Origin of the sequence: Paraburkholderia sp. BR10882 (assembly GCF_040948855.1) — a bacterium.
In the GTDB taxonomy this organism is placed as follows: domain Bacteria; phylum Pseudomonadota; class Gammaproteobacteria; order Burkholderiales; family Burkholderiaceae; genus Paraburkholderia; species Paraburkholderia nodosa_A.
This window is the reverse complement of record NZ_JBFPKP010000014.1, coordinates 34,551-57,444: the sequence shown is the minus strand read 5'-3', so window position 1 is coordinate 57,444 and position 22,894 is coordinate 34,551. Positions and strand designations below refer to the sequence as shown.

The window sequence follows — 22,894 nt, the reverse complement described above, 5'->3', positions numbered from 1 at the left end:
GAAACGGACCTGGGGTGAACCCCGGTATTCGCCGCAGGTATTCCTCCATTGACGCTGCGACTGCCGATGGCTATATTTGGAAAACGTTTTCCTCGCGTTTTCAATACCAAAATAATCTCCAGGGAGCCCTGATGTCGCAACACCCACTTGCAGCCAAACCGTTCGGCCGCCTTCTTCTTACCGGCGCGGGCGGCAATCTGGGCCGTCAGTTGCGCGGCGCGCTCGCGAACTGGGCCGAGATCGTTCGCGTCAGCGACATCACGGAGCCGGGCGAGGCGGCGGCACACGAGGAAACGCGCCGCGTCGACCTCTCGGATCGCGCGGCGGTCATGCAACTCGTGGAGGGCGTGGATGCGATCGTGCACCTGGGCGGCATCTCCATCGACGCGCCATTCGACGATCTACTCGAAGCCAACATTCGCGGCACGTACAACCTCTATGAAGCCGCGCGCAAGCACGGCGTCAAGCGCATCGTCTACGCCAGCTCCAATCACGTCACGGGCTTCCATCCCGTCACGAGCGTGCTCGATACCGATGCCGCGCACCGGCCGGACAGCCTGTACGGCGTGACGAAATGCTTCGGCGAATCGCTGTCGCGCTATTACTTCGATCGCTTCGGCATGGAGACGGTCTGCCTGCGCATCGGTTCGTCGTTCGAAGAACCGAAGAACGCACGCATGCTCGTGACGTTCCTGAGCTATCGCGACTTCATCGAACTCGTGCGCTGCTCGCTGTTCACCAACCGCGTGGGTCATGCGATCGTCTATGGCGTGTCGGACAATCCGGCGAGCTGGTGGGACAACGGCAAGGCGGGATTCCTCGGCTACCGCCCGCGCGACAGCTCGGCGCCGTACGCCGAGCGCTTCCCGGCGACCGCGCCGAACGCCGAGCTCGGCGACGCTGCGCAGCAGTATCAGGGCGGACCGTTCGTGCTCGGCGAGCCGATGCATGGCGCCGAACGCTGATCGGAGTCCTGATAAAAGGGAAGACGGGCCCGGACGCCTGCAAGCAGACTGCCCTGGCCGCGAAGCGGCTAGGGCGGGGTTGCGCGGCGATTGACAGTTAGTTGCACATTTACTGGCGTGTCATGCACCTACCGCCGCCCTCGCCCGGCAGCGAATACAATCTGTAGACTGTATTTTTAAATTACAGCCTGTGATTTGTATTTTTACTTTACATGGTATAGACTGTATCCGACTGGGCCGCGCGTTTCCGTTTGCCTCGGCCGCCTGCATCGGCATTTCGCCGCCCGGAGTTGCCGTGGACTACCCTCTCAAGACCCTGAGCCAGCTGCGCCCGATTCTCGTCGGCTTCCGCAAGAAGGCCGGCCTCACCCAGAAAGACATCGCCGCGCGGCTCGGCATCTCGCAGCAGAGCTATGCCGCGTTCGAGGCGAATCCCGAAGCCGCGAGCGTCGAGCGGCTCGTGCGGGTCTTGCGCCTCGTCGACGTCGAAATCAAGCTCGGCGCGCCCGAAGCCAAGGCCTCGCCTGTCGCGGCGAAAGCCGCGCCCCGCCCGGCCAAAGCACCTGCGGCTGCAGCCAGGATGCCGAGCGCGGCCAACCCCCCGGCCGCCCGCAAACGCACCCGCGCCACGCCGGCGGAGGCCGCGCCGCAGCGCCAGTCCGCCGGCCGCCGCAAGCCGAGGGAGGACTGGTGAGCACACGCCCCCGCCTGCCCAACCGGCTCGACCTGTGGATGAACGGCCTCCCGGTGGGCTACTGGGAGAACGTGCGCGGCAACGAACGCCTCGTCTACCTCGACAGCTGGCTCGACGACGAGCAAGGCCGCCCCCTTTCGCTCTCGCTGCCGTTCACGCCCGGCAACCAGCCCTACCGCGGCCAGATTGTCGCGGACTATTTCGACAATCTGCTGCCGGACAGCGACCGCATCCGCAGACGCATCGCCGCGCGCTACCAGACCGGCGGCACCTCGCCGTTCGAGCTGCTCGCCGCGCTCGGCCGCGATTGCGTGGGCGCGCTGCAGATCCTTCCAGCCGGCGTTGCGCCCACCGGCCTGAAGAGCATCAAGGGGCGCGCCCTGAGCGAAGGCGACATCGCGCAACTGCTGCGCGAAACCACCGCCACGCCGCATGCGGGCGAGCACGAAGCCGTGGACAGCCTGCGGCTGTCGATCGCCGGGGCGCAGGAAAAGACCGCACTGCTGCGGCATGGCGGGCAGTGGCTGCTTCCGCAGGGCAGCACGCCGACCACGCACATCCTGAAGCTGCCGCTCGGCCTCGTCGGCAACATGCGCGCCGACATGCGCACCTCGGTGGAAAACGAATGGCTGTGCACGCAAATCATCGCGGGCTACGGTTTGCCCGTCGCGCCGTGCGAAATGGCGCAATTCGAGGACGCGAAGGCACTGATCGTGGAGCGTTTCGACCGGCGTCTTGCGAGCGACGCCAGGTGGATCGTGCGCCTGCCGCAGGAGGATCTGTGCCAGGCCACGGGCACGTCCGGGCTCGCCAAATACGAAGCCGACGGCGGCCCCGGCATCGACGCGATCATGCAGGTGCTGGACGGCTCCGTGCAGGCCACGGCCGATCGCCGCAACTTCTTCGTCACGCAGCTCATCTTCTGGCTGCTCGCGGCCACGGACGGCCACGCGAAGAACTACAGCATTGCGCTGCTGCCCGGCAGCCAGTACGCCGCCACGCCGCTCTACGACGTGCTCAGCGCGCATCCGGTCGTCGGCCGGGGCCGCAATCATATTGCGCCGCAGCGCGTGAGCCTTGCGATGGCCGTGCGCGGACGCAACCGGCACTATCGCGTCGAGGAGATCTATCCGCGGCACTGGATCGCGCAAGGCCAGCGCGTGGGATTCGCCGCGGCGGATGTCGAAGCGATGCTCGCGCAGGTGGCAGCGCAAACGCCGCGCGTGATCGAAGCCGTCGCGGCGCAGATCCCCGCTGATTTCCCCGCAGATGTAGCCGACGCCGTTTTCGCCGGCATGCGCCGGCTCGCCGCGAGGCTTACCGCGTAGGCGAAATCAGCCGCCCGCAAGCTCCTCGTCGTCGATCGCGCGCGTGAGCAGGTCGAGAAAGGCCTGCATGGTTTGCGGCAGCGTGCGGCCCGCCATCGTCTGGATCTGCAGCGTGCGCTGATGCAGTTCCGGGTTCGTGAGCGGCACCGCGGCCAGCCCCTCCACCTCGAGACGGCCGCGCACGGTCAGAAAGCCGGTGAACGTCACGGCATCGGTGAGGCGTACGAATCGTTGCAACGCCACATGATAGTTGCTGACGAACACCGGCTCGAAGATCAGCCCTTCGAGGCTGCACGCGATGTCGAGGAGCTGGCGGATCGTCACGCCCTGGCTGTTCATGGCGACCGGCCAGGGGATCAGATCGCGCAACGACAGCGACTCGCGCGCCGCCAGCGGATGATCGCGCCGCATGAGCGCGAAGATCGGCGCGCGCTGCGAACAGTGCACGGCAATCTCCTTCTCGGGCGCGACGCTGAAGCACAGCGCGATATCGGCTGTGCCCTCGCGCACGCGCTGCGTTGCAACAGAAGGCGCCGACACGTCCAGCTGAAAATGCGTTTGCGGATGGCTCCGGAGAAAGTGAGCAAATACCTGTGGCAGAAAATCCGGCGCGAGGCCTTCGGAACTCGCAACGCGGATGGTCGCGCGACCGCCCTCGCTCAGCCCGCGAATCTCGCCGACCACGCGCTCCGTTTCGAGCAGGCTGCGCCGCGCGTGCTCGGCCAGCATGCGCCCCGCCTCGCTCAGCACCATGCCGCGCGGGCGCCGTTCGAATAACGGCGTGCCGAGCTCCTCTTCGAGCCGGGCGATCTGCCGGCTGAGCGCAGACACGGCAACGTAGAGCCGCTCGGACGCCTTGCTCAGCGAGCCGCTGCGGGCCACTTCCAGAAAATAGCGCAGTGCGGTGTTGTCCATGTCGATGAGCGCGGTCTCGTCCGCTTTGCCGTTTCGGCAAAGATAGATCACAAATATTGTAATTGTGCAGAAATATCGGTGGTTGCAGGATCGGTCGACGTCATCAAACGCCATCGAACAGAGGGAGACGCGCGTTGACCCGTGACACCGCCATTCAAACTGCAGTCGATCAATACGATTCAGGCCGCTTCCTGAACGACCTGCGCCGCCGCGTGGCGTTTCGCACCGAGAGCCAGGAGCCGGAGAGCGGCGGCCGTTTGCGCGCCTATCTGGACGAGGAACTCACGCCGCTGCTCACCCAATGGGGTTTCACCTGCCGGGTCGTCGAGAATCCCGCCAACGGCGCGGGCCCGTTCCTGATTGCTCACCGCCACGAAGACGATGCGCTGCCCACCGCGCTCAGCTACGGCCACGGCGACGTGGTACGCGGCTACGACGCGCAATGGCGCTCGGGCCTCACGCCATGGGACGTAACCGTCGACGGCGAGCGCTGGTACGGCCGCGGCACCGCCGACAACAAAGGCCAGCACAGCATCAACCTCGCGGCGCTCGAGGCCGTGCTCGACGCGCGCGGCGGCAAACTCGGCTTCAACCTCAAGCTGCTGTTCGAAACGGGCGAGGAAGTCGGCTCGCCGGGCCTGCACGAACTGTGCACGCGGTTGCGCGACGAACTCGCCGCCGACGTGCTGATCGCCTCCGACGGACCGCGCCTGAGCGCGCACCGTCCGACAATCTTTCTCGGCTCGCGCGGCCTCGTCAATTTCAAGCTCGAACTCACGCTGCGCGAAGGCAGTCATCATTCGGGCAACTGGGGCGGCCTGCTGCGCAATCCGGGCGTCGTGCTCGCGAATGCGATCGCTTCCATGGTCGATGCGCACGGCAAGATCCTCGTCGATGGCCTGCGCCCGCCGCCGATTCCGGAATCCGTGCGCCGCGCGCTCGCCGAAATTCGCGTGGGCGGCAATCCGGGCGAGCCCGAGGTCGATCGCGACTACGGCGAGCCGGGCCTCACGCCCACCGAGCGCGTGTTCGGCTGGAACAATCTGGAAGTACTCGCGTTCCGCACGGGCAACCCCGAGAAGCCCGTGAACGCGATTCCGCCGCACGCCATCGCGTACATGCAGATCCGCTTCGTCGTGGGCACGAACTGGCAGGACCTCGAACGGATCGTGCGCGCGCACCTCGATGCGCACGGCTTCGAGATGATCGAACTCGAAGTGGAACGCGGCGCACCGGCCACGCGCGTCGATCCCGACAACGCCTGGGTGCAATGGGCGCTGCGCTCGCTGCGCGAGACCACGGGAGCCGACCCCGTGCTGCTGCCGAATCTCGGCGGCACGCTGCCCAACGACGTATTCGCCGAGGTGCTCGGCATGCCCACGCTGTGGGTGCCGCATTCGTATCCGGGCTGCTCGCAGCACGCGCCGAACGAGCACCTGCTCGGCCCGGTCGTGCGCGACGGGCTGCGCATCATGGCTGGCCTCTTCTGGGACCTCGGCGCAAGAGAGGCCGGCGCGTCCAACCCCGCACCGCATCCCACCACGCTTGCATGAGGACGTCGCAATGAGCATCGAATCCCTACCCGCGCACGGCAGCGAGCCCTGGTCAGAGCCTGCTCAAGGCACGTCCGGCAAGAACGTCTCGCGGCTCATCGTCGCGACTTCGATCGGCAACGCGCTCGAGTTCTACGACCTGCTGGCGTACGGCTACTTCGCCTCGACGCTCTCCAAGCTCTTCTTCCCCGTTCACAACGCAACGATGTCGCTGCTGCTCACGCTCGGCACATTCGCGCTCTCGTACCTCGCGCGGCCGGTCGGCGCGCTCGTGCTCGGCTCATACAGCGACCGCAAGGGCCGCAAGGCGTCGCTCACGCTCTCCATTACGATGATGACGATCGGCACCGGCATGGTCGCGCTGATGCCCACCTACGCGACGATCGGCATCCTCGCGCCCATCGGCATTTTTGCCTCGCGTCTTCTGCAAGGCTTTTCGGCGGGCGGCGAGTTCGGCAGTTCCACTGCCTTCCTGATCGAGCACGCGCCGCAGCGCAGCGGTTTCATGTCGAGCTGGCAGTTCTCGAGCCAGGGCGCAAGCACGCTGCTCGTCTCCCTGTTCGGCGCGGTGCTCACGGGCATGCTCACGCAGCCGCAGCTCGAAGGCTGGGGCTGGCGCATTCCGTTCCTGTTCGGTGTGCTGATCGGTCCCGTGGGCCTTTATATCCGCCGACGCATGGACGAAACGCCCGAATTCGAGCGTATCGAAAAAGCCGAGTCGCCCGTGCGCGAACTGTTCGCCACGCAGAAGGCGCGCGTGATCGCATCGATCGGCGTGCTGATCCTGACTACCTCGGCCCAATACGTGCTGCTCTACATGCCGACCTATGCCGCGCGGCAGCTCGGCCTCGCACCTTCGTCGGGCTTCATCGCCACGCTCGTGGCCGGCCTGATCGCCATCGTGCTCACGCCGATCGTGGGCCACTGGTCGGACAAGGTGGGCCGCACGCGCATCATGTTCGCGGCGGGCGTGCTGTTCCTGCTCACCGTCTATCCCGCGTTCATGTTCGTCACCGCCCATCCTTCGCTGCCCTCGCTGCTGGCGGCCGTGGTCTGGATCGCGGTGCTGAAGGTCACCTATTTCGCCTCGATTCCGGCGCTCATGGCCAGCTTCTTCCCCGCACGCACGCGCACCACGGGCATGGCGCTCGCCTATAACGTCGGCACGACCGTGTTCGGCGGCTTCACGCCGCTCGCCGTGGCCGCGCTCATTGCGGCGACCGGCAACAATCTCGCGCCGGGGCTCTGGCTGATGTTCGCGGCCGTGTTGAGCCTCGCTACGCTGATCTGGGCCTGCATGCGCCTCGACGCCCGTTGAAGCGGCCCGCACAAGAACACCAACAGGAAACACGCACGTATGCAACACGATTTGCCGCAAGAAATTCAGGACGCCATCCAGTTTTCCGTCGATCACGAATCGGCATGGGACCGCAATGCCGATGGCAACTTCGGCGTGCACGTGAACGACCCGCCGCCGTGGAACTGCTTGCTGGGCCCCATTCACGATCGCGGCCCTGTGTCCGGCGCGGTTGCTGTGAACGGGCGCCCGCTCGCGCAATGGGGCGCGCCCGATCGGCCCGATCTGACCTTCAGCATCGCCAAGACGTATCTGGCCCTGCTCGCGGGCGTGGCGCACGATCGCGGCCTGCTGCCCGATCCCGACGAGCCCGTCCACGTGCGCGCGCCCGGCATCGGCTTCGACGATGACCACAATGCGCAGGTCACGTGGGCGCATCTACTGCAACAGACGAGCGAATGGCAAGGCACGTGCTTCGGCCTTACCGATCAGGCCGATCACTATCGCGCCGTTACGTTCGGCGAGCCGCCCGACGGGAAAAAAGGCGACTTGCGCCCGTTACGCGCACCCGGCACGTATTGGGAATACAACGACGTGCGCATCAACCAGCTTTCGTTCGCGCTCCTGTGCCTGTTCGGTCGTTCGTTACCCGAAGTCTTTCGCGAGACGATCATGAGGCCCGTCGGCGCGAGCGAGAACTGGCAATGGGTCGGTTACGACGACGCGTGGATCGATCAGGGCGGCAGACGCGTGCAGTCGGTTCCGGGCGGCTCGCATTGGGGCGGCGGCATGTCGGTGAGCGCAAACGACCAGTTGAAGGTCGCGCAAATGCTGCTCGACGACGGCGTCGTATCCGGCCGCCGCGTACTCTCGAGCGAATGGATCGCGCGTATGCGCACGCCCTGCCCGCTCGCGCCGTTCTACGGCTCACTGGTGTGGCTCAACACGGGGCGGCGCATGTTCCCGAGCGTGCCCGAGTCGAGCTGGTTTGGCGTCGGCGCGGGCAGTTCGTTCATGTGGATCGAGCCCGAGCGCAAGATCGCGCTGATCGTGCGCTGGCTCGATTCGCAATTCGCCGATGCGTTCTTCGGCAAGATGCTGCACGCCGTGGATGCCGTGCGCGCGCGCCAGGGCACGAGGACGCTGGCGACCTAGCGCAGCGCCATTTCCAGCACCCGCGCCACGTGCAGCGCCGTGGCGTTTGCGCCGTCGTGGATCTGGTGGCGGCAACTCGTGCCATCCGCCACGACGAGATCGGCGCGATCCGCCTTGCGCACGGCGGGCAACAGCGCCAGCTCGGCCATCGCCAGCGAAGCTTCGTAGTGCTCCGCTTCGTAGCCGAAGCTGCCCGCCATCCCGCAGCATGACGATTCGATCGGCTTAACATCGAGGCCCGGAATCCAGCCCAGCACCGTGAGCACGGGGCGGAAGGCGTCGAATGCTTTCTGGTGGCAGTGGCCGTGCACCCACGCGCGTGGCGCATCGAGTTCGTGCAACGTCAGATCGAAGCGGCCCGCGCCTTTCTCGCGCACGAGGAATTCCTCGAACAGGAACGCCGCGGCCGACAACTCCCGCGCTTCGTTGCCGTAGCCGTATTGCAGGAATTCGTCGCGCATCGAGAGCAGGCACGAAGGTTCGAGCCCGACGATCGACACGCCGCGGGCCACGAACGGCATCAGCGTATCGAGCAGGCGCCGCGCCTCGCGCTTTGCCTCGTCGACCAGTCCCGCGGCGAGGAAGGTGCGGCCACAGCAGAGCGGGCGCTCTTCGCCGCGCACGTTGAAGTGCACGAAATAGCCGGCCGCTTCGAGCACACGTTGCGCGGCGCGGGCGTTTTCGGGCTCGAAGTTGTCGTTGAAGGTGTCGACGAACAGCACCACTTCCTTCGTTGCCGCTGCTGCGTCGGGCTTTGCGGCCGCGACCTCCGCAAGGAACGAAGGCCGCAACTGCGGCAGCGAGCGTTGCGGCGCGAAGCCGAGCATGCGCTTTGCCCACGCGGAGACCACCGGGATACGCTCGCCCGCCGCCGCAAGGCCGCCGGCTTGCGCCGCGCGTCGCGCATAGCGCGGTAAATAGGCAATCATCTTCTCGCGCAGCTTCAGACCGTGCTTCGTATTCCATGCAGCGCGCGCCTCGATTTTCAGCTTCGCCATGTCCACGCCGGTGGGACAGTCGCGCTTGCAGCCTTTGCACGATACGCACAGGTCGAGCGTGTCCTTGACGTCGTCGCTTGCGAGTCCGTCCTCGCCCAACTGGCCAGAGATCGCGAGCCGAAGCGTGTTCGCGCGGCCACGCGTCACGTGCTTCTCGTCCTTCGTCACGCGGTAGCTCGGGCACATCGTGCCCGCGTCGAACTTGCGGCAGTGGCCGTTGTTGTTGCACATCTCCACGGCCTTCGCGAGGCCGCCGGTCAGGTCGTCGCCGCTGCCGGGCGGCGTTTCTACACCCGTTAGCGGATCGCGGCCCACGTCCCACGCCGACCAGTCGAGCATCGGCCGCATCTGGCGCTCGCGATATCCCGGCGCGAAGCGGAACAGCGTCGCGTCGTCCATTTTCGGCGGCCGCACGATCTTGTCGGGATTGAAACGGTTCTCGGGGTCGAACAGCTGCTTGATTTCCGAGAATGCGGCGTTGATCTTCGGTCCGTACTGCCAGGCAATCCATTCGCCGCGGCACAGACCATCGCCATGCTCGCCCGAAAACGCACCCTTGTACTCGCGTACCAATTCCGCAGCCTGCTCGCCTATCGCGCGCATTTTCGCCGCACCGTCGCGGCGCATGTCGAGTATCGGCCGCACGTGCAGCGTGCCGACGCTCGCGTGCGCGTACCACGTGCCTTCGGTGCCGTGCCGATGGAAGATGTCGGTCAGGCGGCTCGTGTACTCCGCGAGATGCTCGAGCGGCACGGCGCAGTCCTCGATGAACGAGACGGGCTTGCCGTCGCCCTTCATGCTCATCATGATGTTCAAGCCCGCTTTGCGCACTTCCCACAGCGCCTTTTGCTCGTTCGCATCCGTCATCTTCACGACTGAGTCCGGCAGGCCGTGATCGCCCATCAGCTGGACCAGGTCATCGAGGCGGCGCAGCTGGGCGTCACGCTCGTCGCCCGCGAACTCGACCAGCAGGATCGCATCGGGCATGCCCACCAGCGCCTTTTCGATCACCGGCTTGAAGCCCGGATTGCCGAGCGCGAGTTCGATCATCGTGCGATCGACCAGCTCGACCGCAGTCGGCTTGAGCTTGACGATGTGCTGCGCCGAGTCCATCGCCTGCCAGAAGGTGGGAAAACTCACCACGCCCAGCGTTTTGTGCGCGGGCAACGGCGCGAGCTTCAGCGTGATCTGCCGGCTGAACGCGAGCGTGCCTTCGGAGCCCACGAGCAGATGCGCGAGATTCGCCACGCCGTCGTCGGTATAAGCGAGCGGGTTCTGGCAATCGAACAGGTCGATGTTGTAGCCGGCCACACGGCGCAGCACCTTCGGCATGCGTTCCGCGATCTCGCCGCGCTCGCGCGTGGCGATACGCTGTACGCCTTCGAGCAGCGCCGCCAGCCGCACGCCTTCGTGCGGCATGTTCAGCGACTGGAAGCGCGCTTCGGTGCCATCCGCGAGAATCGCGTCGATGCCGAGCACGTTGTGCACCATGTTGCCGTATTCGATCGAACGCGAGCCGCACGAGTTGTTGCCCGCCATGCCGCCGATCGTGCACTGCGCCGCCGTCGACACATCCACGGGAAACCACAACCCGTGCGGCTTGAGCCACGCGTTCAGATGATCGAGCACGACGCCCGGTTCGACCGTCACCGTGCGCGCATCGGCGTCGAACTCGACGACGTTGTTGAGCCACTTCGACGTGTCGATCACGAGCGCTTCGCCCACCGTCTGCCCGCACTGGCTCGTACCCGCGCCGCGCGCCAGCACGGGAGCGTGCGCGAGGCGCGCCACTTCCAGCGCGGCGCGCAAGTCGTCCTGATCGCGTGGCACGACCACGCCGATGGGCATGATCTGATAGATCGATGCGTCGGTTGCGTAACGGCCGCGGCTTGCGGCATCGAACCACACGTCGCCGCGCAGTGCTTCACGCAGACGCCGCGCGAGCGGCGAGCCGTGGCCCGCGCTCGAAGGAACGAGATGAACCGGCTTGACCAGCATGCCCGAGGTGCGTGCGCCTTCCATCGCCGTTCACACTCCTTGATGAGAACCTGCGGGTTCGTCAGTCTTCGTGCCCAGCTCGAAGCGGCTCTCCGGCTGCATGCGGAACGCGAGGATCACGCCGCACCCCATCAGCACCATGCTGCCCACGAACGGCAGGTCCCAGTTGCCGAAGCGGTCGATCAGAAAACCGCCCACCACGGGCGAGATGATCGCGGCCAGCGCCGAGCCCGTGTTCATCATGCCGCTCGCCGTGCCCGAGAATTCCGGCGCGATATCCATGGGAATCGCCCACATCGGCCCGATCGTCATTTCGGCGAAGAAAAAGCCCGCCGCGAGGCACGCCATCGAAATGACCGGGTCGTGCACGAACATCAGCGGCACAAGCACGATCAGCGTGATCAGCATGCACACCGAGACCATCCAGCTGCGCGCGCGCTTGAGGTTGCCCGTGCGCTGAAAGAGCCAGTCGGTCACGAGGCCGCCGAGCGTGTCGCCCACCACGCCCGCGAGGAAGACCACCGAGGCGAAGATCGCCGACTTGCCCAACTGCAGGTGATAGTTGTGCAGGAAGTATTGCGGGATCCAGCTAAGGAAAAGCCACAGCGTCCAGCCGTAGCAGAAGTAGACGATCGTCACCGGAATCATGCGCCTGAAGAGCGCCATCCACGGCAGGCCGGTCGCGCGCGGCTTGGGCGGCGGCAGGATCGCGAGCTCGGCCTCGGTAATGCGCGGGTGATCCTTCGGATGTTCGGTGAACGTGAACGCCCACACCACCACCCACAGCAGGCTGAGCGCGCCGCACACGAAGAACGATTCGCGCCAGCCGTAGCGCGCCATCACCAGCACGACCACCGCTGGCGCCACGGCATTGCCGATGCGCGAGGCGGAGTGCGTGATGCCCTGCGCGAAGCCGCGCCGCTCTTTCGCGACCCAGCGCGACATGGCCGAAGTCGAGGCGGGAAACGTCGCGCCCTCGCCGAAGCCGAGCAACAGGCGCGCGGCGAGCAGCGTGGCGAGGCCGCCCGCCATGCCGGTGAGAACCGTGGCCACGCCCCACAGCGCACCGCAGAAAAGCAGCGTGCGCCGCGCACCGAAGCGGTCGCTCACCCAGCCGCCGATGATCTGAAACAGCAGGTACGGATACGCAAACGCCGAAAAAACCAGTCCCACTTCGGTATGCGAAAGCTGGAACTCCTTGCCGAAGCCCGCCGCCGCCGTGCTCACGTTCACACGGTCGAGGTAGGTGATGAAATACATGATGCAGAGCATGATCAGCACGATGCTGCTCGCGCTCGTCAATCGATACCGTTTCATCGTCAGTCTCCGTTGCTGGTTCTGTCGGCCGCATCGCCCTTCTCGAAGTGGCGTCCGGCATGGGAACGATCTTGCATCGCCCGGAATCGGCCTGGCATGCCGCGCCCCGTGCGCGGCATGTGAAAAAGTGCTTGTTTCAGGCGGCTTTCAGCGACACCACGTTGGGTTGCGCCGCGAGATAGTCCATCGCGGCTGGCAAGCCGCTGTCCTTCAGGGGCACGCCCGCAATGCGCAGGCCCATCTCGCAGCCGGCCAATGCCGCCAGCAGCGTGAGATCGTTGCAGTCGCCCAGATGCCCGATGCGGAACATGCGCCCTTTGACCTTGCCGAGGCCCGTGCCGAGCGAGAGATCGAAGCGCTCGTAGATGATCTTGCGCACGGCATCCGCATCCACGCCTTCGGGCATCATCACGCCCGTGAGCACGGGACTGTAGACGGCGGGATCGGCGCACTGGATCTCGAGGCCCCACGCGCGCACCGCGCGCCGGCACGCCTCGCCCAGCCGCTGATGCCGCGCGAACACGTTGTCGAGCCCTTCGTCCTGCAGCATGTCGAGCGCTTCGGAAAGGCCGTAGAGCAGGTTCGTGTTGGGCGTGTACGGCCAGTAGCCGCTCTTGTTCATCTCGATGATTTCGGTCCAGCCCCAGAAGCTGCGCGGCAGCTTCGCGTGCTCGCTCGCGGCCAGCGCCTTCGCCGAAACCGCGTTGAAGCTGATGCCCGGCGGCAGCATGAGACCCTTCTGCGAGCCGGAGACGGTCACGTCCACGCCCCATTCGTCATGGCGATAGTCAGCGCTGGCGAGACCGGAAATCGTGTCGACGAGCAGCAGCGCCGGGTGCCCGGCGGCATCGATCGCGCGGCGCACCGCGGCGATGTCCGAGGTCACGCCGGTCGAGGTCTCGTTATGCACCACGCACACCGCCTTGATGGCGTGCTGCGCGTCCTCGCGCAAACGCTTTTCGATCATGTCGGCCTGCACGCCGCGCCGCCAGCCCTCGATGCCGGGCAGGCCGAGAAATTCCGGCTTCAGGCCCAGGCGTTCGGCCATTTGCTTCCACAACGTCGCGAAATGGCCCGTCTCGAACATCAGCACCGTGTCGCCGGGGCTCAGCGTGTTGGTGAGCGCGGCTTCCCACGCGCCCGTGCCGGAGGCCGGGTAAATCACCACCGGCTGCTGCGTCTTGAAGATCTTCTTGATGCCGTCCAGCACCTTGAGCCCGAGCACGGCGAACTCGGGGCCGCGATGGTCGATGGTCGGATAGCTCATCGCGCGCAGGATGCGATCGGGCACCGGGCTCGGCCCGGGAATCTGCAGGAAATGGCGACCAGCGGGATGGAAATCGAGCTTCAACATGCAATCGCTCCTGTTTTGAATTTTGCATTCAAAAAACTATAATCCAGCCAGCTCATGTGCAGACAGGCAATTCTGATGTGGTTTACCCTAGGCACAGTGTGCTTCTTTGGGGTCCTGTCCTTGGGCTAGAATTCGCTGGAAATCGATGGAAATGCCTTTTGCATGCAAAACCCGAACCTGAACCCCTCTGCGACCAGCCCGGAACTGCCGCCCATTCCGCGCCAGCAACTCCATGACACCGTCGTCGACCATCTGCGGCGGTTCATCGTGGAAGGCGCGCTCGAGGCTGGGCGCAAGCTCAACGAGCGCGAGCTGTGCGAAACGCTGGGCATTTCGCGCACGCCGCTGCGCGAGGCGCTGAAGGTGCTCGCGTCCGAAGGGCTGATCGAGATTTCGCCGAATCGCGGCGCCTCGGTCTCGAAGATGTCGGAGGCGGAACTGCGCGAGACCTTCGAACTCATGAGCGGCCTCGAAGCGTTTTCAGGCGAACTGGCTTGCGAGCGGATCACCGCGGCTGAGATCGCCGAGATCAAGGCGCTGCACTACGCGATGCTCGCCTGCCGCGCGCAGAACGATCTGGCCGGTTACTACAGCCGCAATCAGGCGATTCACGACAAGATCAACGAAGCGGCGCGCAATTCGGCGCTGCGGCAGACGTATATCGCGGTGAATCGCCGTTTGCAGGCGCTGCGGTTCCGCTCGAACTTCGAAACCGCCAAGTGGGACCGCGCGATCCACGAGCACGGCGAAATGCTGGCGGCGCTCGATGCGCGCGACGGCAAGCGGCTCGCGGCGATACTGCGGCAGCATTTGCTCGCCAAACGCGATGCGGTGTTGCGGATTGGGGATACGCCGCCGGTGCAGGAGTAGGTTGGCTTTACGCTCAAATGATAAGCCCCGCCGAAGCGGGGCAAAACGATGTGCTAAGGAGGGGCTTTCCGACTGAGCGCCTTAGCGAAAACGAGGGGCGAGAAAGCGCCGCCAAATCAGACTTCCCCCAATTCCGATAACCATACCGGAAATAGCCATTGATATCGAGAAGTAAATCAGCATCGCGATCACGCCCATATCATCAGGACCCGGCATATTGTCTTTCAGGAGGATTCTAAAACCAGACCGGATTGCCAGATCGACCCAATACGGCATGTCAGTCGGCATGGTGAGATAGAAAGTGGTTAGATAGTATGCCCCAGCAATGGCTAACGCTATACAGAAAATTAACCACACGATTTCTGCCAATCGTTTCATCGAACGTCAACCGTACCGTAAGCATGCAACGCCGAACCCGGAACTAGCAAGTCTGCCGGATGCGAACGAATATATCGTCGAAGGTTCGTGAACTCGGACGGGCTAATTACGGTAATACAGCCTTCACTCAGCCGCATTGGTCCTTCAGGATGCAGCCTGAAGTGCCCCCGCTTGATGCCATCAATCATCGTCGCGTCTCCGCCGTGCGCGTTCCATAGCATGAACCACTTCGTATGGTCGGTCGAACCGAACCCGTGCGCGTCATACCAGTCCCGGAACCAGCCAAATCGTCCGCCCGATTGCCGGTCAAGAATATAGTATGTCCCAGCGGGCAGCGGGCCTATATCGGACATAGCCGTGTCGTTCGGATTGTCTCGCCCCTGCTTCTGCCCGGAGTATGCTGCGACCGGGCCAAAGCCGGAACAGTACAGCGTCGAGGTCGTTTGGCCATTCAGCGCAAATGTACACCTTACCGGCATATTCGCGCCCCGTTAGAAGTAGTTCCACGAATCTTTGAAAATCATGTTCCCTTCCGTGTAATTCCAGGTAATTTCCTCATAGCGGAATTCCACGACTTCGAAATGATTACGATGCTGGTTTACGGCCTCTTTGATATTTGGCACGCGAGGCGATATCCCGACTACCTTTACATTCCTCATGAGCACGGTGAAATAGGCCTCTTCTATCCCCGCATCATTTGCGCGATAGAACTTCAGCTCTCCCGTCTGCAAGGTAAGTCCACATGCAACCGCACGATAGAGAAGCGCAGAGGAACGATCGATTTCCTTTTCGATAATGAGCGGCCGATGCGTGCGCGCACCCATCAGCTTTCCGGTGTTGCTGTCCGAAGGCATATGCAAGCCATGTGTCAGGCTCAATACCTCGATACTCCCTTCTCTTCCGAAAACCTCGCTGGATCCAACAATAACCGCGCCGCCTTCGTCCTTTAGCCAGAGATGCAGGGGAACCGCCATTTTGACCTTCCTTGAGAACCATGAAGTAAACGAAAACCAGCGCGAAAACTCGGCCGGTTAGCTGAACGGGTCAGTCGATTACCCGTTCGAGCGATGCTCACTCCATGCGGGAAGGCGGGATATGGGATTCATCCGAAAATGCTACGTAATAAAGGATGCGACGATGCGATATGCATCACTTGTATCGCCCCACTACTTCGCCGCCGACTCCAGAAAACTCTGCGCAAGCTGCTTCCTCAGGTGATCGGCTGCGGGCGAGAGCCTGCGGCCCACGCGCGTGACCATCTGGCTCGAAAAGCCCGCCGCGATCGGATGATCGATCGGCACGGCCACCAATTCGCCCAGATCGATGCCGCGGCGCGCCGTGATCGACGACATGAACGCCACGCCAAGACCAGCGGCCGCGAGCGTCTGCGCCGTGTTGAACAGATCCACGCGATACGCCGGCATCACGTTCAGACGCGCATCTTCGAACAGCGACTGCACGAAGTGCTGCACACCGAACGACTCGGTCATGAAGATCAGGCGCTCGCTGGCGAGTTCGGCGGGCGCCACCTTGTGCATCTTCGCAAAGCGGTGCGAGGGTGCGACGAGCGCGCAAAGCGGCCGCGACGCGAAGGGATGAATGCGCATGGCAGGGTCGTCGGAGGTGCGTGTGCACAGGCCGATATCGACGACGTCGTCGCGCACGAGCGACAGCACGACCGGCGTCGGCCCCGAGCGAATCTCCACGAGAATGTCCGGGTACGTCATCGAAAAACGCTGCAACGCCCGCGCGATCAGATTGCCGATGAAGCCCTCGCCCACACCCAGCGCCACGCGGCCGCGCCGCAGGTGCCGGTACTCCTCCAGGCGCGCGGCCAGATCGCGCTGACGGCGCTGGCCGTCGCGATAGTGGTCCACCAGCACCTGACCGATCTCGGTCACGGCCACACTGCGCCCGCGCCGCTCGATCAGCGGAAAGCGCAACCGGCGCTCCAGCGCCGCCACCTGCCTGCTGATGACCGAGGCGTTGATACCGAGCGCCTCGGCGGCCATGCGCACGCCGCCTGCGGCTGCGATTTCGGCCAGATAGCGCAGCGGGCGCTCGCCGATCTCGTCGATCGCGCCTCGCGCCGCATCTTCCCGATCTGCCTTTCCCCGCACTGCATTGCTCCTTCCGCGCGCCTTGCCATGCTGCGCCGCGACAATCTATCGTTGACTATAAGTCAACATTTTCGGTGCTTTTCCGTCATGGGTCGAGTTTTTCGTCGATGCAATACTCGGCCTTTGGCTTTTGCCCAAAACCCATTCCAATAAGGGGAGTCCCCGTGAGCGAGCACCACTACTGCGAAGTCGCCGACCTGGCCGAAGCCCGATCGGAACTCGACGAAATCCGTCATCACCTCCACAAGCACCCCGAGCTGTCGTACGAGGAAGCCGACACGTCGTGTTTCGTCGCCGACAAGCTCGAGTCCTGGGGATACGAAGTCACGCGCCATGTGGGCGGGCACGGCGTCGTGGCGGCGCTCAAGGCCGGCACGAGCACGCGCACCGTAGGCGTGCGCGCCGACATGGACGCCCTGCCGGTCCAGGAGCTGACCGGCCTCGACTACGCGAGCATCCACGCGGGCAAGATGCACGCGTGCGGCCACGACGGCCACACTACCGTGCTGCTCGGCACCGCGCGCCAGCTCGCGAAAACGCGCAATTTCGACGGCACCGTCCACCTGATTTTTCAGCCCGCCGAGGAAGCCGGTTCGGACAGCGGCGCCGAGCGCATGATCGCCGACGGCCTGTTCGAGCGCTTCCCCTGCGAAGCCATCTTCGGGCTGCACAATCATCCGGGCGTGCCCACCGGCACCTTCGGCTTTCGCGCCGGCCCGCTCATGGCCGCGTGCGACACCGTCAAGCTGCGCGTTCACGGCAAGGGCGGCCACGCGGCGCGCCCGCATCTGGCCGTCGACCCGGTGCTCGTGGGCAGCAGCATCGTGATGGCCCTGCAGTCGGTGGTGTCGCGCAACGTCGACCCCAACGAAGCCGCGGTCGTGACCGTCGGCGCGTTCCGTTCGGGCCACGCGCCGAACGTGATCCCCGAAGACGCCGTGCTCGAAATGAGCGTGCGCTCGTTCTCGCCCGAGGTGCGCGCGACGCTCGAGGCACGCATTCGCGCGCTCGTGCAAGCGCAGGCGCAAAGCTACGGTGCGACGGTGGACATCGAATTCATCCGCGGTTATCCGGTGCTGATCAACAGCGAAGCCGAAACCGAATTCGCACGCCAGGTCGCCGAGGAACTGGTCGGGCCGGAGCACGTCATCGCGCCCTTCCCGCCGATCGCCGGCAGCGAGGACTTCGCGTACTACCTGCAGCAGCGGCCCGGTTGTTTCGTACGCCTTGGCAATGGCGAAGGCCGCCCGATGCTGCACAACGCGCGCTACGACTTCAACGACGACAATCTGACCATTGGCGCAGCGTTCTGGACGCGCCTCGTCGAACGCTTCCTCAGCAAGGAGCGTGCATGAACGCCGCCACCGAACCGCTTCTGGAAACAGCCGAAGAAGCGGCGCTCTCGCCGGGCTACCAGCGCAAGATCGTTCTCGCGGCGGTGATCGGCAACCTGCTCGAATTCTTCGACTTCACGGTCTATAGCTATTTCGCGCTCACGATCGGCCATCAGTTCTTTCCGGCCGACAGCCAGGTCACGTCGCTCTTGCTCGCGTTCGCGGTGTTCGCCGTGGGTTTCGTGATGCGCCCGCTCGGCGGCATCGTGCTCGGCCGCTACGCGGACCGCGCGGGCCGCAAGCCGGCGCTCACGCTCACCATCCTGCTGATGGCGGTGGGTTCCGCGTCCATCGGTCTTGCACCGACCTATGCGCAGATCGGCCTGGCCGCGCCGCTCTTGATCGTGGTTGCCCGCCTCGTCCAGGGTTTCGCGCAGGGCGGCGAGTTCGGCGCGGCCACCGCCACCCTCCTCGAAATGGGCGGCCAGGCAAGCCGCGGGTTTCGCGCGAGCTGGCAGCTCGCGAGCCAGGGCGCGGCGGCGCTGCTCGGCTCGGGCCTCGCGGCAAGCCTCGGCTTTCTGCTCTCCGCGGAAACGATGCATAGCTGGGGATGGCGCATTCCATTCTTGCTCGGCACGCTCATCGCGCCGGTCGGCATCTATCTGCGCCGACACATTCGCGAGGAGCCGCCCGCGCAGCGCGTGATCGCGGACCGCGACGACCCGAAGCGCGGCCTGTACGTGCGCAACTGGTTTCTCACGATCTTCGCGATCATGGGCATGTCGGTTTCGACCTACGTGATGATGTACTACATGCCGACCTACTGCATCCAGTACCTGGGACTGCCACCCAAAATGTCGATCCTCGCGGGCGTGGCGTCCAGCACGATCTCGCTCGTGATGTGCCCGATCTACGGCGCGTGGTCGGACCGCATGGGCCGCCGCAAGCCGCTCACGGTGATCGGGCGCGTCGCGTTGATCCTGCTGCTGTATCCGGCGTTCTGGCTCATGACGCACTTTCCGTCGCTGCCGGTCGTGCTCGCCGCGCTCGTCGTGCTCATGCTCTGCTATACGATGGGCTCTGCGCCCGCTTACGCGCTGATGCCGGAAAACTTTCCGAAACATCTGCGCGCAGGCTATATGTCGAGTGCATACGCGATTGCGGTTTCCGTGTTCGGCGGCACGGCTCAGCTCGTGGCCGGCTGGCTCATCCATGTGACGGGCAACAAGATGGCGCCCGCGTGGTACATGATCGGCTGCGTGCTGATTTCGCTCATCGCCGTTTCAATGTTCGAGGAAACCGGCAACAAGCAGATCGACTGACCGCTCGCCTGAAAAGATGCAGCCCTAAAAAGGGCGGGCGACGCACGCTGCGTCGCTCGCCCTTCGCACTACACCCCGATTCTTCTTCTTTAGTCAGTTTGACTACCTACCGCGCCCTTATTGGCTGCCGCCCGGCTGCGTGCTCATCCCGCCATTGCCGTTACCGTTGTCGTTGTTATACGGCATGCTTTGAGGGGTTCCCGTGGCAGGCGCAGGCGCCGCGCCAGTCCCCGTTCCCTGGCCGCCGCCGGTCGCTGTAGTGCCGGGCGCGCCATAGCCGCTATTGTTATAACGGGTGCCTGCGGTGCTGCCCGGCGGACGCGCCGTATTGATGCCCGCCGCGCCCGTCGTGCCGCCGCCCGCGCCGACACCATTGCTACCGCCGCCGGTGCCACCGGCTCCCCCGCCGGCTCCCCCGCCTGCGCCCTGCGCGAGCGCCGCTGCCGAACACGTTGCGATGATGACCCCAGCCAGCAATTGTTTGATCGATCCATTCATTTCGCTCTCCTTGAGGATTGTGGATGGAACTGCTACGTGGCGAACCGGCGGCGCACCACGCCTGACTGTTGTTCCGCAAGCGCCATGCCGCCGCAGAGTCGAATCCGGCTGCGCGCCGTTTGCTCTGATTCGAGGTTTCACGCACCGCGCGGCATCCGTCTTGCTACAGTTGAGATTGGTTGCAAACGGTCTCAGACGGTCTCACTCAAGGAGGAAATCGCAATGGCCAATATGCTCGACAACTGCAAGGTCGCAATCCTTGCCATGGACGGATTCGAGGAAGTCGAACTTACCGAGCCGCGCCGCGCATTGAAGGAAGCGGGGGCGCACGTGGACGTGATATCGCAGAAAAGCGGTGAAATTCAGGGTTTTCGTCACGTCGACAAAGGCAGCAAGATCAAGGTGGACCGCACCTTCGGCAGCGCGAAGGCGGATGACTACGACGCGGTCGTATTGCCCGGCGGCGTGGTGAACTCTGATGCCATCCGCCTGATTCCGGAGGCGCAGGCGTTCGTGCGTGCGGCCAACGACGCGCATAAGACGATTGCCGTGATCTGCCATGGTGGTTGGCTGCCGGTCTCGGCCGGTATCGTCAAGGGACACACCATGACGAGCTGGCCCTCGCTTCAGGACGATATCCGCAATGCGGGCGGCAAGTGGGTCGACGAGACCATGGTCCACGACGGCAACTTCATTACGAGCCGCAAGCCCGACGATATACCTGCCTTCAACGCCGAGATCATCTCCACCCTTTCGGCGGCGGCGGGCACGGCATGACGGCGCCGGCCGGCGTCACGCTCACAGCGCCACCTGCACGCCCAGCTCGACCACATGCGCGGGAGCCAGACCGTAATACTCGGCGCTCGAAGTGCAGTGGTACGACATGAACGCGAAGAGCCGCGCACGCCAGCGGCTCACGTCCTGCTGGGCTTGCTCGCGCAGCACCTCGTCGCGCGGCAAGTAGAACGTGGTCTGTTGCGGGTCGAAACGCCAATCGCCCAACCTGCCTTGCAGCGATGCCAAAAGCCGCGGCAGATTGGGCCGCTCGACGAAGCCATGATGCGCGACGATCTCCCAGCAACCCGCGCCGAGGTCGCGCGCTTCGATGCGCGTTTCATCGTCAGCCTGCGGTGCGGACTCCGAAACATTGGCGAACACGATCACCGTGCGATGCAGGACGTGATTGTGGCGCACGTTGCTCGCGAGCGCGGCCGGCGTCATGCCGGGTGCGTTGCCCGGGTATACGGCCGTGCCCGGCACGCGCGGCGGCTTCGGATCGGCAGTGCAGATACCACGCAGAAAGACGTCCACCGATTCGCCGCGTGCCGCATGACGCGCCTCCAGTTCGCGGCCACGGTGCCAGGTACTCATCATGATGAACAGCAATGCGCCCACGGAAACCGGGAACCAGCCACCGGTGGGAATTTTCGGCAAGCTCGCGGCAAGCAGCATGCCGTCCACGATCAGCAGCGGCACACATGCCAGCCATGTGGCGACGCGCGGCCAGCCCCATACTTCGCGACATACAGATAGCATTTGCATCGACGTGGTCACCATCGTCATCGCCACGGCGAGGCCATACGCGGACGTGAGCCGCTCGGAGCTGCGAAAGAACAGCACGAGAAACACCACGGCCACGAGCAATCCCGCGTTGACTGCCGGAACATAGATCTGGCCGCGCCGCGTGCTCGAGGTTTCGATCGTGCGCATGCGCGGCAGGAAGCCCAACTCGATGGCCTGGCTCGTCATGGAAAACGCGCCCGAGATCACCGCTTGCGAAGCGATGATGGTGGCAAGCATGGCGATGCCGACCGCCGGAATGAGCGCCCAATGCGGCATCGAGCGAAAGAACGGCTGGCTGGCGCCGCCCGGCTCGAACAGCACGGTCGCGGCCTGGCCGAAATAGCCCGCGACGATCGCCGGCAGCACGACGCAAAAGAACGCAATGCGAATGGAGCGCGTGCCGAAGTGGCCAATGTCGGCGTAGAGCGCCTCGGCGCCCGTCAACGCAAGAATTACGGCAGCGAGCACGCCGAAGGCGAGCCCCGGATGCGCGAGCGCGAGCCGCACGGCCCAGACCGGCGACGCCGCGGCGAGAATCGCCGGATAGAGCACGATGTGATAAACGCCCACCGCGCCGAGGCTCAGGAACCAGAGCGCCATGACGGGCCCGAAGGTGCGCCCGACCACGGCGGTGCCGCGCGCCTGGAACAGGAAGAGCGCCACCAGAATCGCCAATGAAACCGGCAGCACGGCGCTGTCGAATGCGGGATTGATTTCCTTGAGCCCTTCCACCGCGGAAAGCACCGAAATGGCAGGCGTGATCATCGAGTCGCCGTAAAACATCGCCGCACCGACGAGACCCGCGAGCACGAGCAGACGCGGCGCGGGCCGCCCCGCCTTCGCGAATCCGGCGCACACCAGCGCCGTGAGCGCAACGATGCCGCCCTCGCCCTCGTTGTCGGCGCGCATGACGAAGCAGGCGTACTTGAGCACGACCACGATCAGCACCGCCCACAGGATCATGGAGAGCACGCCCATCACCACCGGCTGGGCCGTGGAATGCGCCGTCTGCACGGCTTCGCGCAGCGCGTAGATCGGGCTCGTGCCGATGTCGCCGAACACCACGCCGAGCGAGCCGAGCACCAGTGCGCGCTGGCCGGCGTCGTCGTCCTGCTTGCGCGCCTGTTCTTTCGGCGCGTTTCCGTACGGGTTGAGGCGTTCCTTGAGCATGGCTGCGCGGCGTTCGGTGGAGGCTTTGACCTCTCGCAATTGGCGTTCCTCTGGCGCCTGAGCCA

20 protein-coding genes are annotated in these 22,894 nt (G+C 64.8%); 10 read left to right on the top strand and 10 right to left on the bottom strand.

All coding sequences use genetic code 11. The features are described from left to right. Positions 1–131 precede the first annotated feature (131 nt). From AB3X99_RS28835 to AB3X99_RS28825, 3 genes are all read left to right on the top strand, one after another. Complete coding sequence (locus AB3X99_RS28835) at positions 132–965, top strand: NAD(P)-dependent oxidoreductase (RefSeq protein WP_069266660.1); 834 nt, start codon at positions 132–134, stop codon at positions 963–965. A 295-nt stretch (positions 966–1,260) separates the two neighbouring features. Further along, on the top strand, positions 1,261–1,659 hold the full coding sequence (locus AB3X99_RS28830; RefSeq protein ID WP_368618849.1) for a helix-turn-helix transcriptional regulator: 399 nt from the start codon (positions 1,261–1,263) through the stop codon (positions 1,657–1,659). Positions 1,660–1,697: 38 nt separating this feature from the next. Next, positions 1,698–2,987 (top strand): type II toxin-antitoxin system HipA family toxin, encoded by a 1,290-nt coding sequence (locus AB3X99_RS28825; RefSeq protein WP_368618920.1) that lies wholly within the window; start codon positions 1,698–1,700, stop codon positions 2,985–2,987. Positions 2,988–2,993: 6 nt separating this feature from the next. On the opposite strand, the gene AB3X99_RS28820 is transcribed toward AB3X99_RS28825, so the two are convergent. Continuing rightward, positions 2,994–3,902 (bottom strand): LysR family transcriptional regulator, encoded by a 909-nt coding sequence (locus AB3X99_RS28820; protein ID WP_069266722.1) that lies wholly within the window; start codon positions 3,900–3,902, stop codon positions 2,994–2,996. A gap of 134 nt (positions 3,903–4,036) precedes the next feature. On the opposite strand from AB3X99_RS28820, the gene AB3X99_RS28815 reads away from it, so the two are divergent. Genes AB3X99_RS28815 through AB3X99_RS28805 form a run of 3 tightly spaced genes read left to right on the top strand, consistent with a single transcriptional unit; the run spans position 4,037 to position 7,907 of the window. After that, entirely contained in the window at positions 4,037–5,455 is a 1,419-nt protein-coding gene (locus AB3X99_RS28815; RefSeq protein ID WP_368618848.1) for a M20 family metallopeptidase, read from the top strand. A 10-nt stretch (positions 5,456–5,465) separates the two neighbouring features. Then, the gene (locus AB3X99_RS28810) at positions 5,466–6,773 is read left to right on the top strand and encodes an MFS transporter (protein WP_069266663.1); all 1,308 of its coding nucleotides are present in this window, start codon (positions 5,466–5,468) and stop codon (positions 6,771–6,773) included. Between the two features lie 39 nt (positions 6,774–6,812). Beyond that, positions 6,813–7,907 carry a serine hydrolase domain-containing protein gene (locus AB3X99_RS28805; RefSeq protein WP_368618847.1) on the top strand — a complete coding sequence of 365 codons (1,095 nt, stop codon included), beginning with the start codon at positions 6,813–6,815 and terminating at the stop codon, positions 7,905–7,907. Here the strand turns inward: AB3X99_RS28805 and AB3X99_RS28800 are convergent. The 3 genes from AB3X99_RS28800 to AB3X99_RS28790 form a co-directional block, all read right to left on the bottom strand. After that, positions 7,904–10,927 carry an FAD-binding and (Fe-S)-binding domain-containing protein gene (locus tag AB3X99_RS28800; protein ID WP_368618846.1) on the bottom strand — a complete coding sequence of 1,008 codons (3,024 nt, stop codon included), beginning with the start codon at positions 10,925–10,927 and terminating at the stop codon, positions 7,904–7,906. The two genes, AB3X99_RS28805 and AB3X99_RS28800, sit on opposite strands and share 4 nt — an antisense overlap. A gap of 6 nt (positions 10,928–10,933) precedes the next feature. After that, positions 10,934–12,220 (bottom strand): MFS transporter, encoded by a 1,287-nt coding sequence (locus tag AB3X99_RS28795; protein ID WP_368618845.1) that lies wholly within the window; start codon positions 12,218–12,220, stop codon positions 10,934–10,936. A 136-nt stretch (positions 12,221–12,356) separates the two neighbouring features. Then, positions 12,357–13,574 carry an alanine--glyoxylate aminotransferase family protein gene (locus AB3X99_RS28790; RefSeq protein WP_368604447.1) on the bottom strand — a complete coding sequence of 406 codons (1,218 nt, stop codon included), beginning with the start codon at positions 13,572–13,574 and terminating at the stop codon, positions 12,357–12,359. A gap of 162 nt (positions 13,575–13,736) precedes the next feature. Here AB3X99_RS28790 and AB3X99_RS28785 point away from each other — a divergent pair, with 162 nt between their 5' ends. Then, a complete protein-coding gene (locus AB3X99_RS28785) occupies positions 13,737–14,444 on the top strand; it encodes a GntR family transcriptional regulator (protein WP_342948768.1) in 708 nt (235 codons plus the stop codon). Positions 14,445–14,525: 81 nt separating this feature from the next. Here the strand turns inward: AB3X99_RS28785 and AB3X99_RS28780 are convergent, their stop codons facing one another. From AB3X99_RS28780 to AB3X99_RS28765, 4 genes are all read right to left on the bottom strand, one after another. After that, the gene (locus AB3X99_RS28780; protein ID WP_368618844.1) at positions 14,526–14,822 is read right to left on the bottom strand and encodes a hypothetical protein; all 297 of its coding nucleotides are present in this window, start codon (positions 14,820–14,822) and stop codon (positions 14,526–14,528) included. Further along, a complete protein-coding gene (locus AB3X99_RS28775) occupies positions 14,819–15,301 on the bottom strand; it encodes a DUF2778 domain-containing protein (protein WP_342948766.1) in 483 nt (160 codons plus the stop codon). Before AB3X99_RS28775 ends, AB3X99_RS28780 begins: the two co-directional genes overlap by 4 nt. A 12-nt stretch (positions 15,302–15,313) precedes the next feature. Then, complete coding sequence (gene tssD / locus AB3X99_RS28770) at positions 15,314–15,796, bottom strand: type VI secretion system tube protein TssD (protein WP_368618843.1); 483 nt, start codon at positions 15,794–15,796, stop codon at positions 15,314–15,316. A 192-nt stretch (positions 15,797–15,988) separates the two neighbouring features. Continuing rightward, positions 15,989–16,942 (bottom strand): LysR family transcriptional regulator, encoded by a 954-nt coding sequence (locus AB3X99_RS28765; protein WP_368618842.1) that lies wholly within the window; start codon positions 16,940–16,942, stop codon positions 15,989–15,991. A gap of 164 nt (positions 16,943–17,106) precedes the next feature. On the opposite strand from AB3X99_RS28765, the gene AB3X99_RS28760 reads away from it, so the two are divergent. Beyond that, positions 17,107–18,297, top strand: coding sequence for a M20 aminoacylase family protein (locus tag AB3X99_RS28760; protein ID WP_368618841.1), 1,191 nt, complete (start codon positions 17,107–17,109; stop codon positions 18,295–18,297). Next, the gene (locus AB3X99_RS28755; RefSeq protein WP_368618840.1) at positions 18,294–19,598 is read left to right on the top strand and encodes an MFS transporter; all 1,305 of its coding nucleotides are present in this window, start codon (positions 18,294–18,296) and stop codon (positions 19,596–19,598) included. Before AB3X99_RS28760 ends, AB3X99_RS28755 begins: the two co-directional genes overlap by 4 nt. Before the next feature lie 117 nt (positions 19,599–19,715). On the opposite strand, the gene AB3X99_RS28750 is transcribed toward AB3X99_RS28755, so the two are convergent. Beyond that, positions 19,716–20,096, bottom strand: coding sequence for a hypothetical protein (locus AB3X99_RS28750; RefSeq protein WP_368618839.1), 381 nt, complete (start codon positions 20,094–20,096; stop codon positions 19,716–19,718). Positions 20,097–20,318: 222 nt separating this feature from the next. Between AB3X99_RS28750 and AB3X99_RS28745 the strand changes: the two genes are divergently transcribed. Next, positions 20,319–20,873 carry a type 1 glutamine amidotransferase domain-containing protein gene (locus tag AB3X99_RS28745; protein ID WP_342948876.1) on the top strand — a complete coding sequence of 185 codons (555 nt, stop codon included), beginning with the start codon at positions 20,319–20,321 and terminating at the stop codon, positions 20,871–20,873. A 21-nt stretch (positions 20,874–20,894) separates the two neighbouring features. On the opposite strand, the gene AB3X99_RS28740 is transcribed toward AB3X99_RS28745, so the two are convergent. Continuing rightward, positions 20,895–22,868, bottom strand: a complete 1,974-nt coding sequence (locus AB3X99_RS28740) for a potassium transporter Kup (protein ID WP_368618838.1) — start codon at positions 22,866–22,868, stop codon at positions 20,895–20,897. Positions 22,869–22,894: the final 26 nt, after the last annotated feature.

Coding starts and splice junctions, on each gene's coding strand:
- AB3X99_RS28835 (WP_069266660.1), top strand. CDS start 132: ATGTCGCAACACCCACTTGCAGCCAAACCGTTCGGCCGCCTTCTTCTT.
- AB3X99_RS28825 (WP_368618920.1), top strand. CDS start 1,698: ATGAACGGCCTCCCGGTGGGCTACTGGGAGAACGTGCGCGGCAACGAA.
- AB3X99_RS28820 (WP_069266722.1), bottom strand. CDS start 3,902: ATGGACAACACCGCACTGCGCTATTTTCTGGAAGTGGCCCGCAGCGGC.
- AB3X99_RS28810 (WP_069266663.1), top strand. CDS start 5,466: ATGAGCATCGAATCCCTACCCGCGCACGGCAGCGAGCCCTGGTCAGAG.
- AB3X99_RS28805 (WP_368618847.1), top strand. CDS start 6,813: ATGCAACACGATTTGCCGCAAGAAATTCAGGACGCCATCCAGTTTTCC.
- AB3X99_RS28800 (WP_368618846.1), bottom strand. CDS start 10,927: ATGGAAGGCGCACGCACCTCGGGCATGCTGGTCAAGCCGGTTCATCTC.
- AB3X99_RS28795 (WP_368618845.1), bottom strand. CDS start 12,220: ATGAAACGGTATCGATTGACGAGCGCGAGCAGCATCGTGCTGATCATG.
- AB3X99_RS28790 (WP_368604447.1), bottom strand. CDS start 13,574: ATGTTGAAGCTCGATTTCCATCCCGCTGGTCGCCATTTCCTGCAGATT.
- AB3X99_RS28785 (WP_342948768.1), top strand. CDS start 13,737: ATGCAAAACCCGAACCTGAACCCCTCTGCGACCAGCCCGGAACTGCCG.
- AB3X99_RS28780 (WP_368618844.1), bottom strand. CDS start 14,822: ATGAAACGATTGGCAGAAATCGTGTGGTTAATTTTCTGTATAGCGTTA.
- AB3X99_RS28775 (WP_342948766.1), bottom strand. CDS start 15,301: ATGCCGGTAAGGTGTACATTTGCGCTGAATGGCCAAACGACCTCGACG.
- tssD (WP_368618843.1), bottom strand. CDS start 15,796: ATGGCGGTTCCCCTGCATCTCTGGCTAAAGGACGAAGGCGGCGCGGTT.
- AB3X99_RS28755 (WP_368618840.1), top strand. CDS start 18,294: ATGAACGCCGCCACCGAACCGCTTCTGGAAACAGCCGAAGAAGCGGCG.
- AB3X99_RS28750 (WP_368618839.1), bottom strand. CDS start 20,096: ATGAATGGATCGATCAAACAATTGCTGGCTGGGGTCATCATCGCAACG.
- AB3X99_RS28745 (WP_342948876.1), top strand. CDS start 20,319: ATGGCCAATATGCTCGACAACTGCAAGGTCGCAATCCTTGCCATGGAC.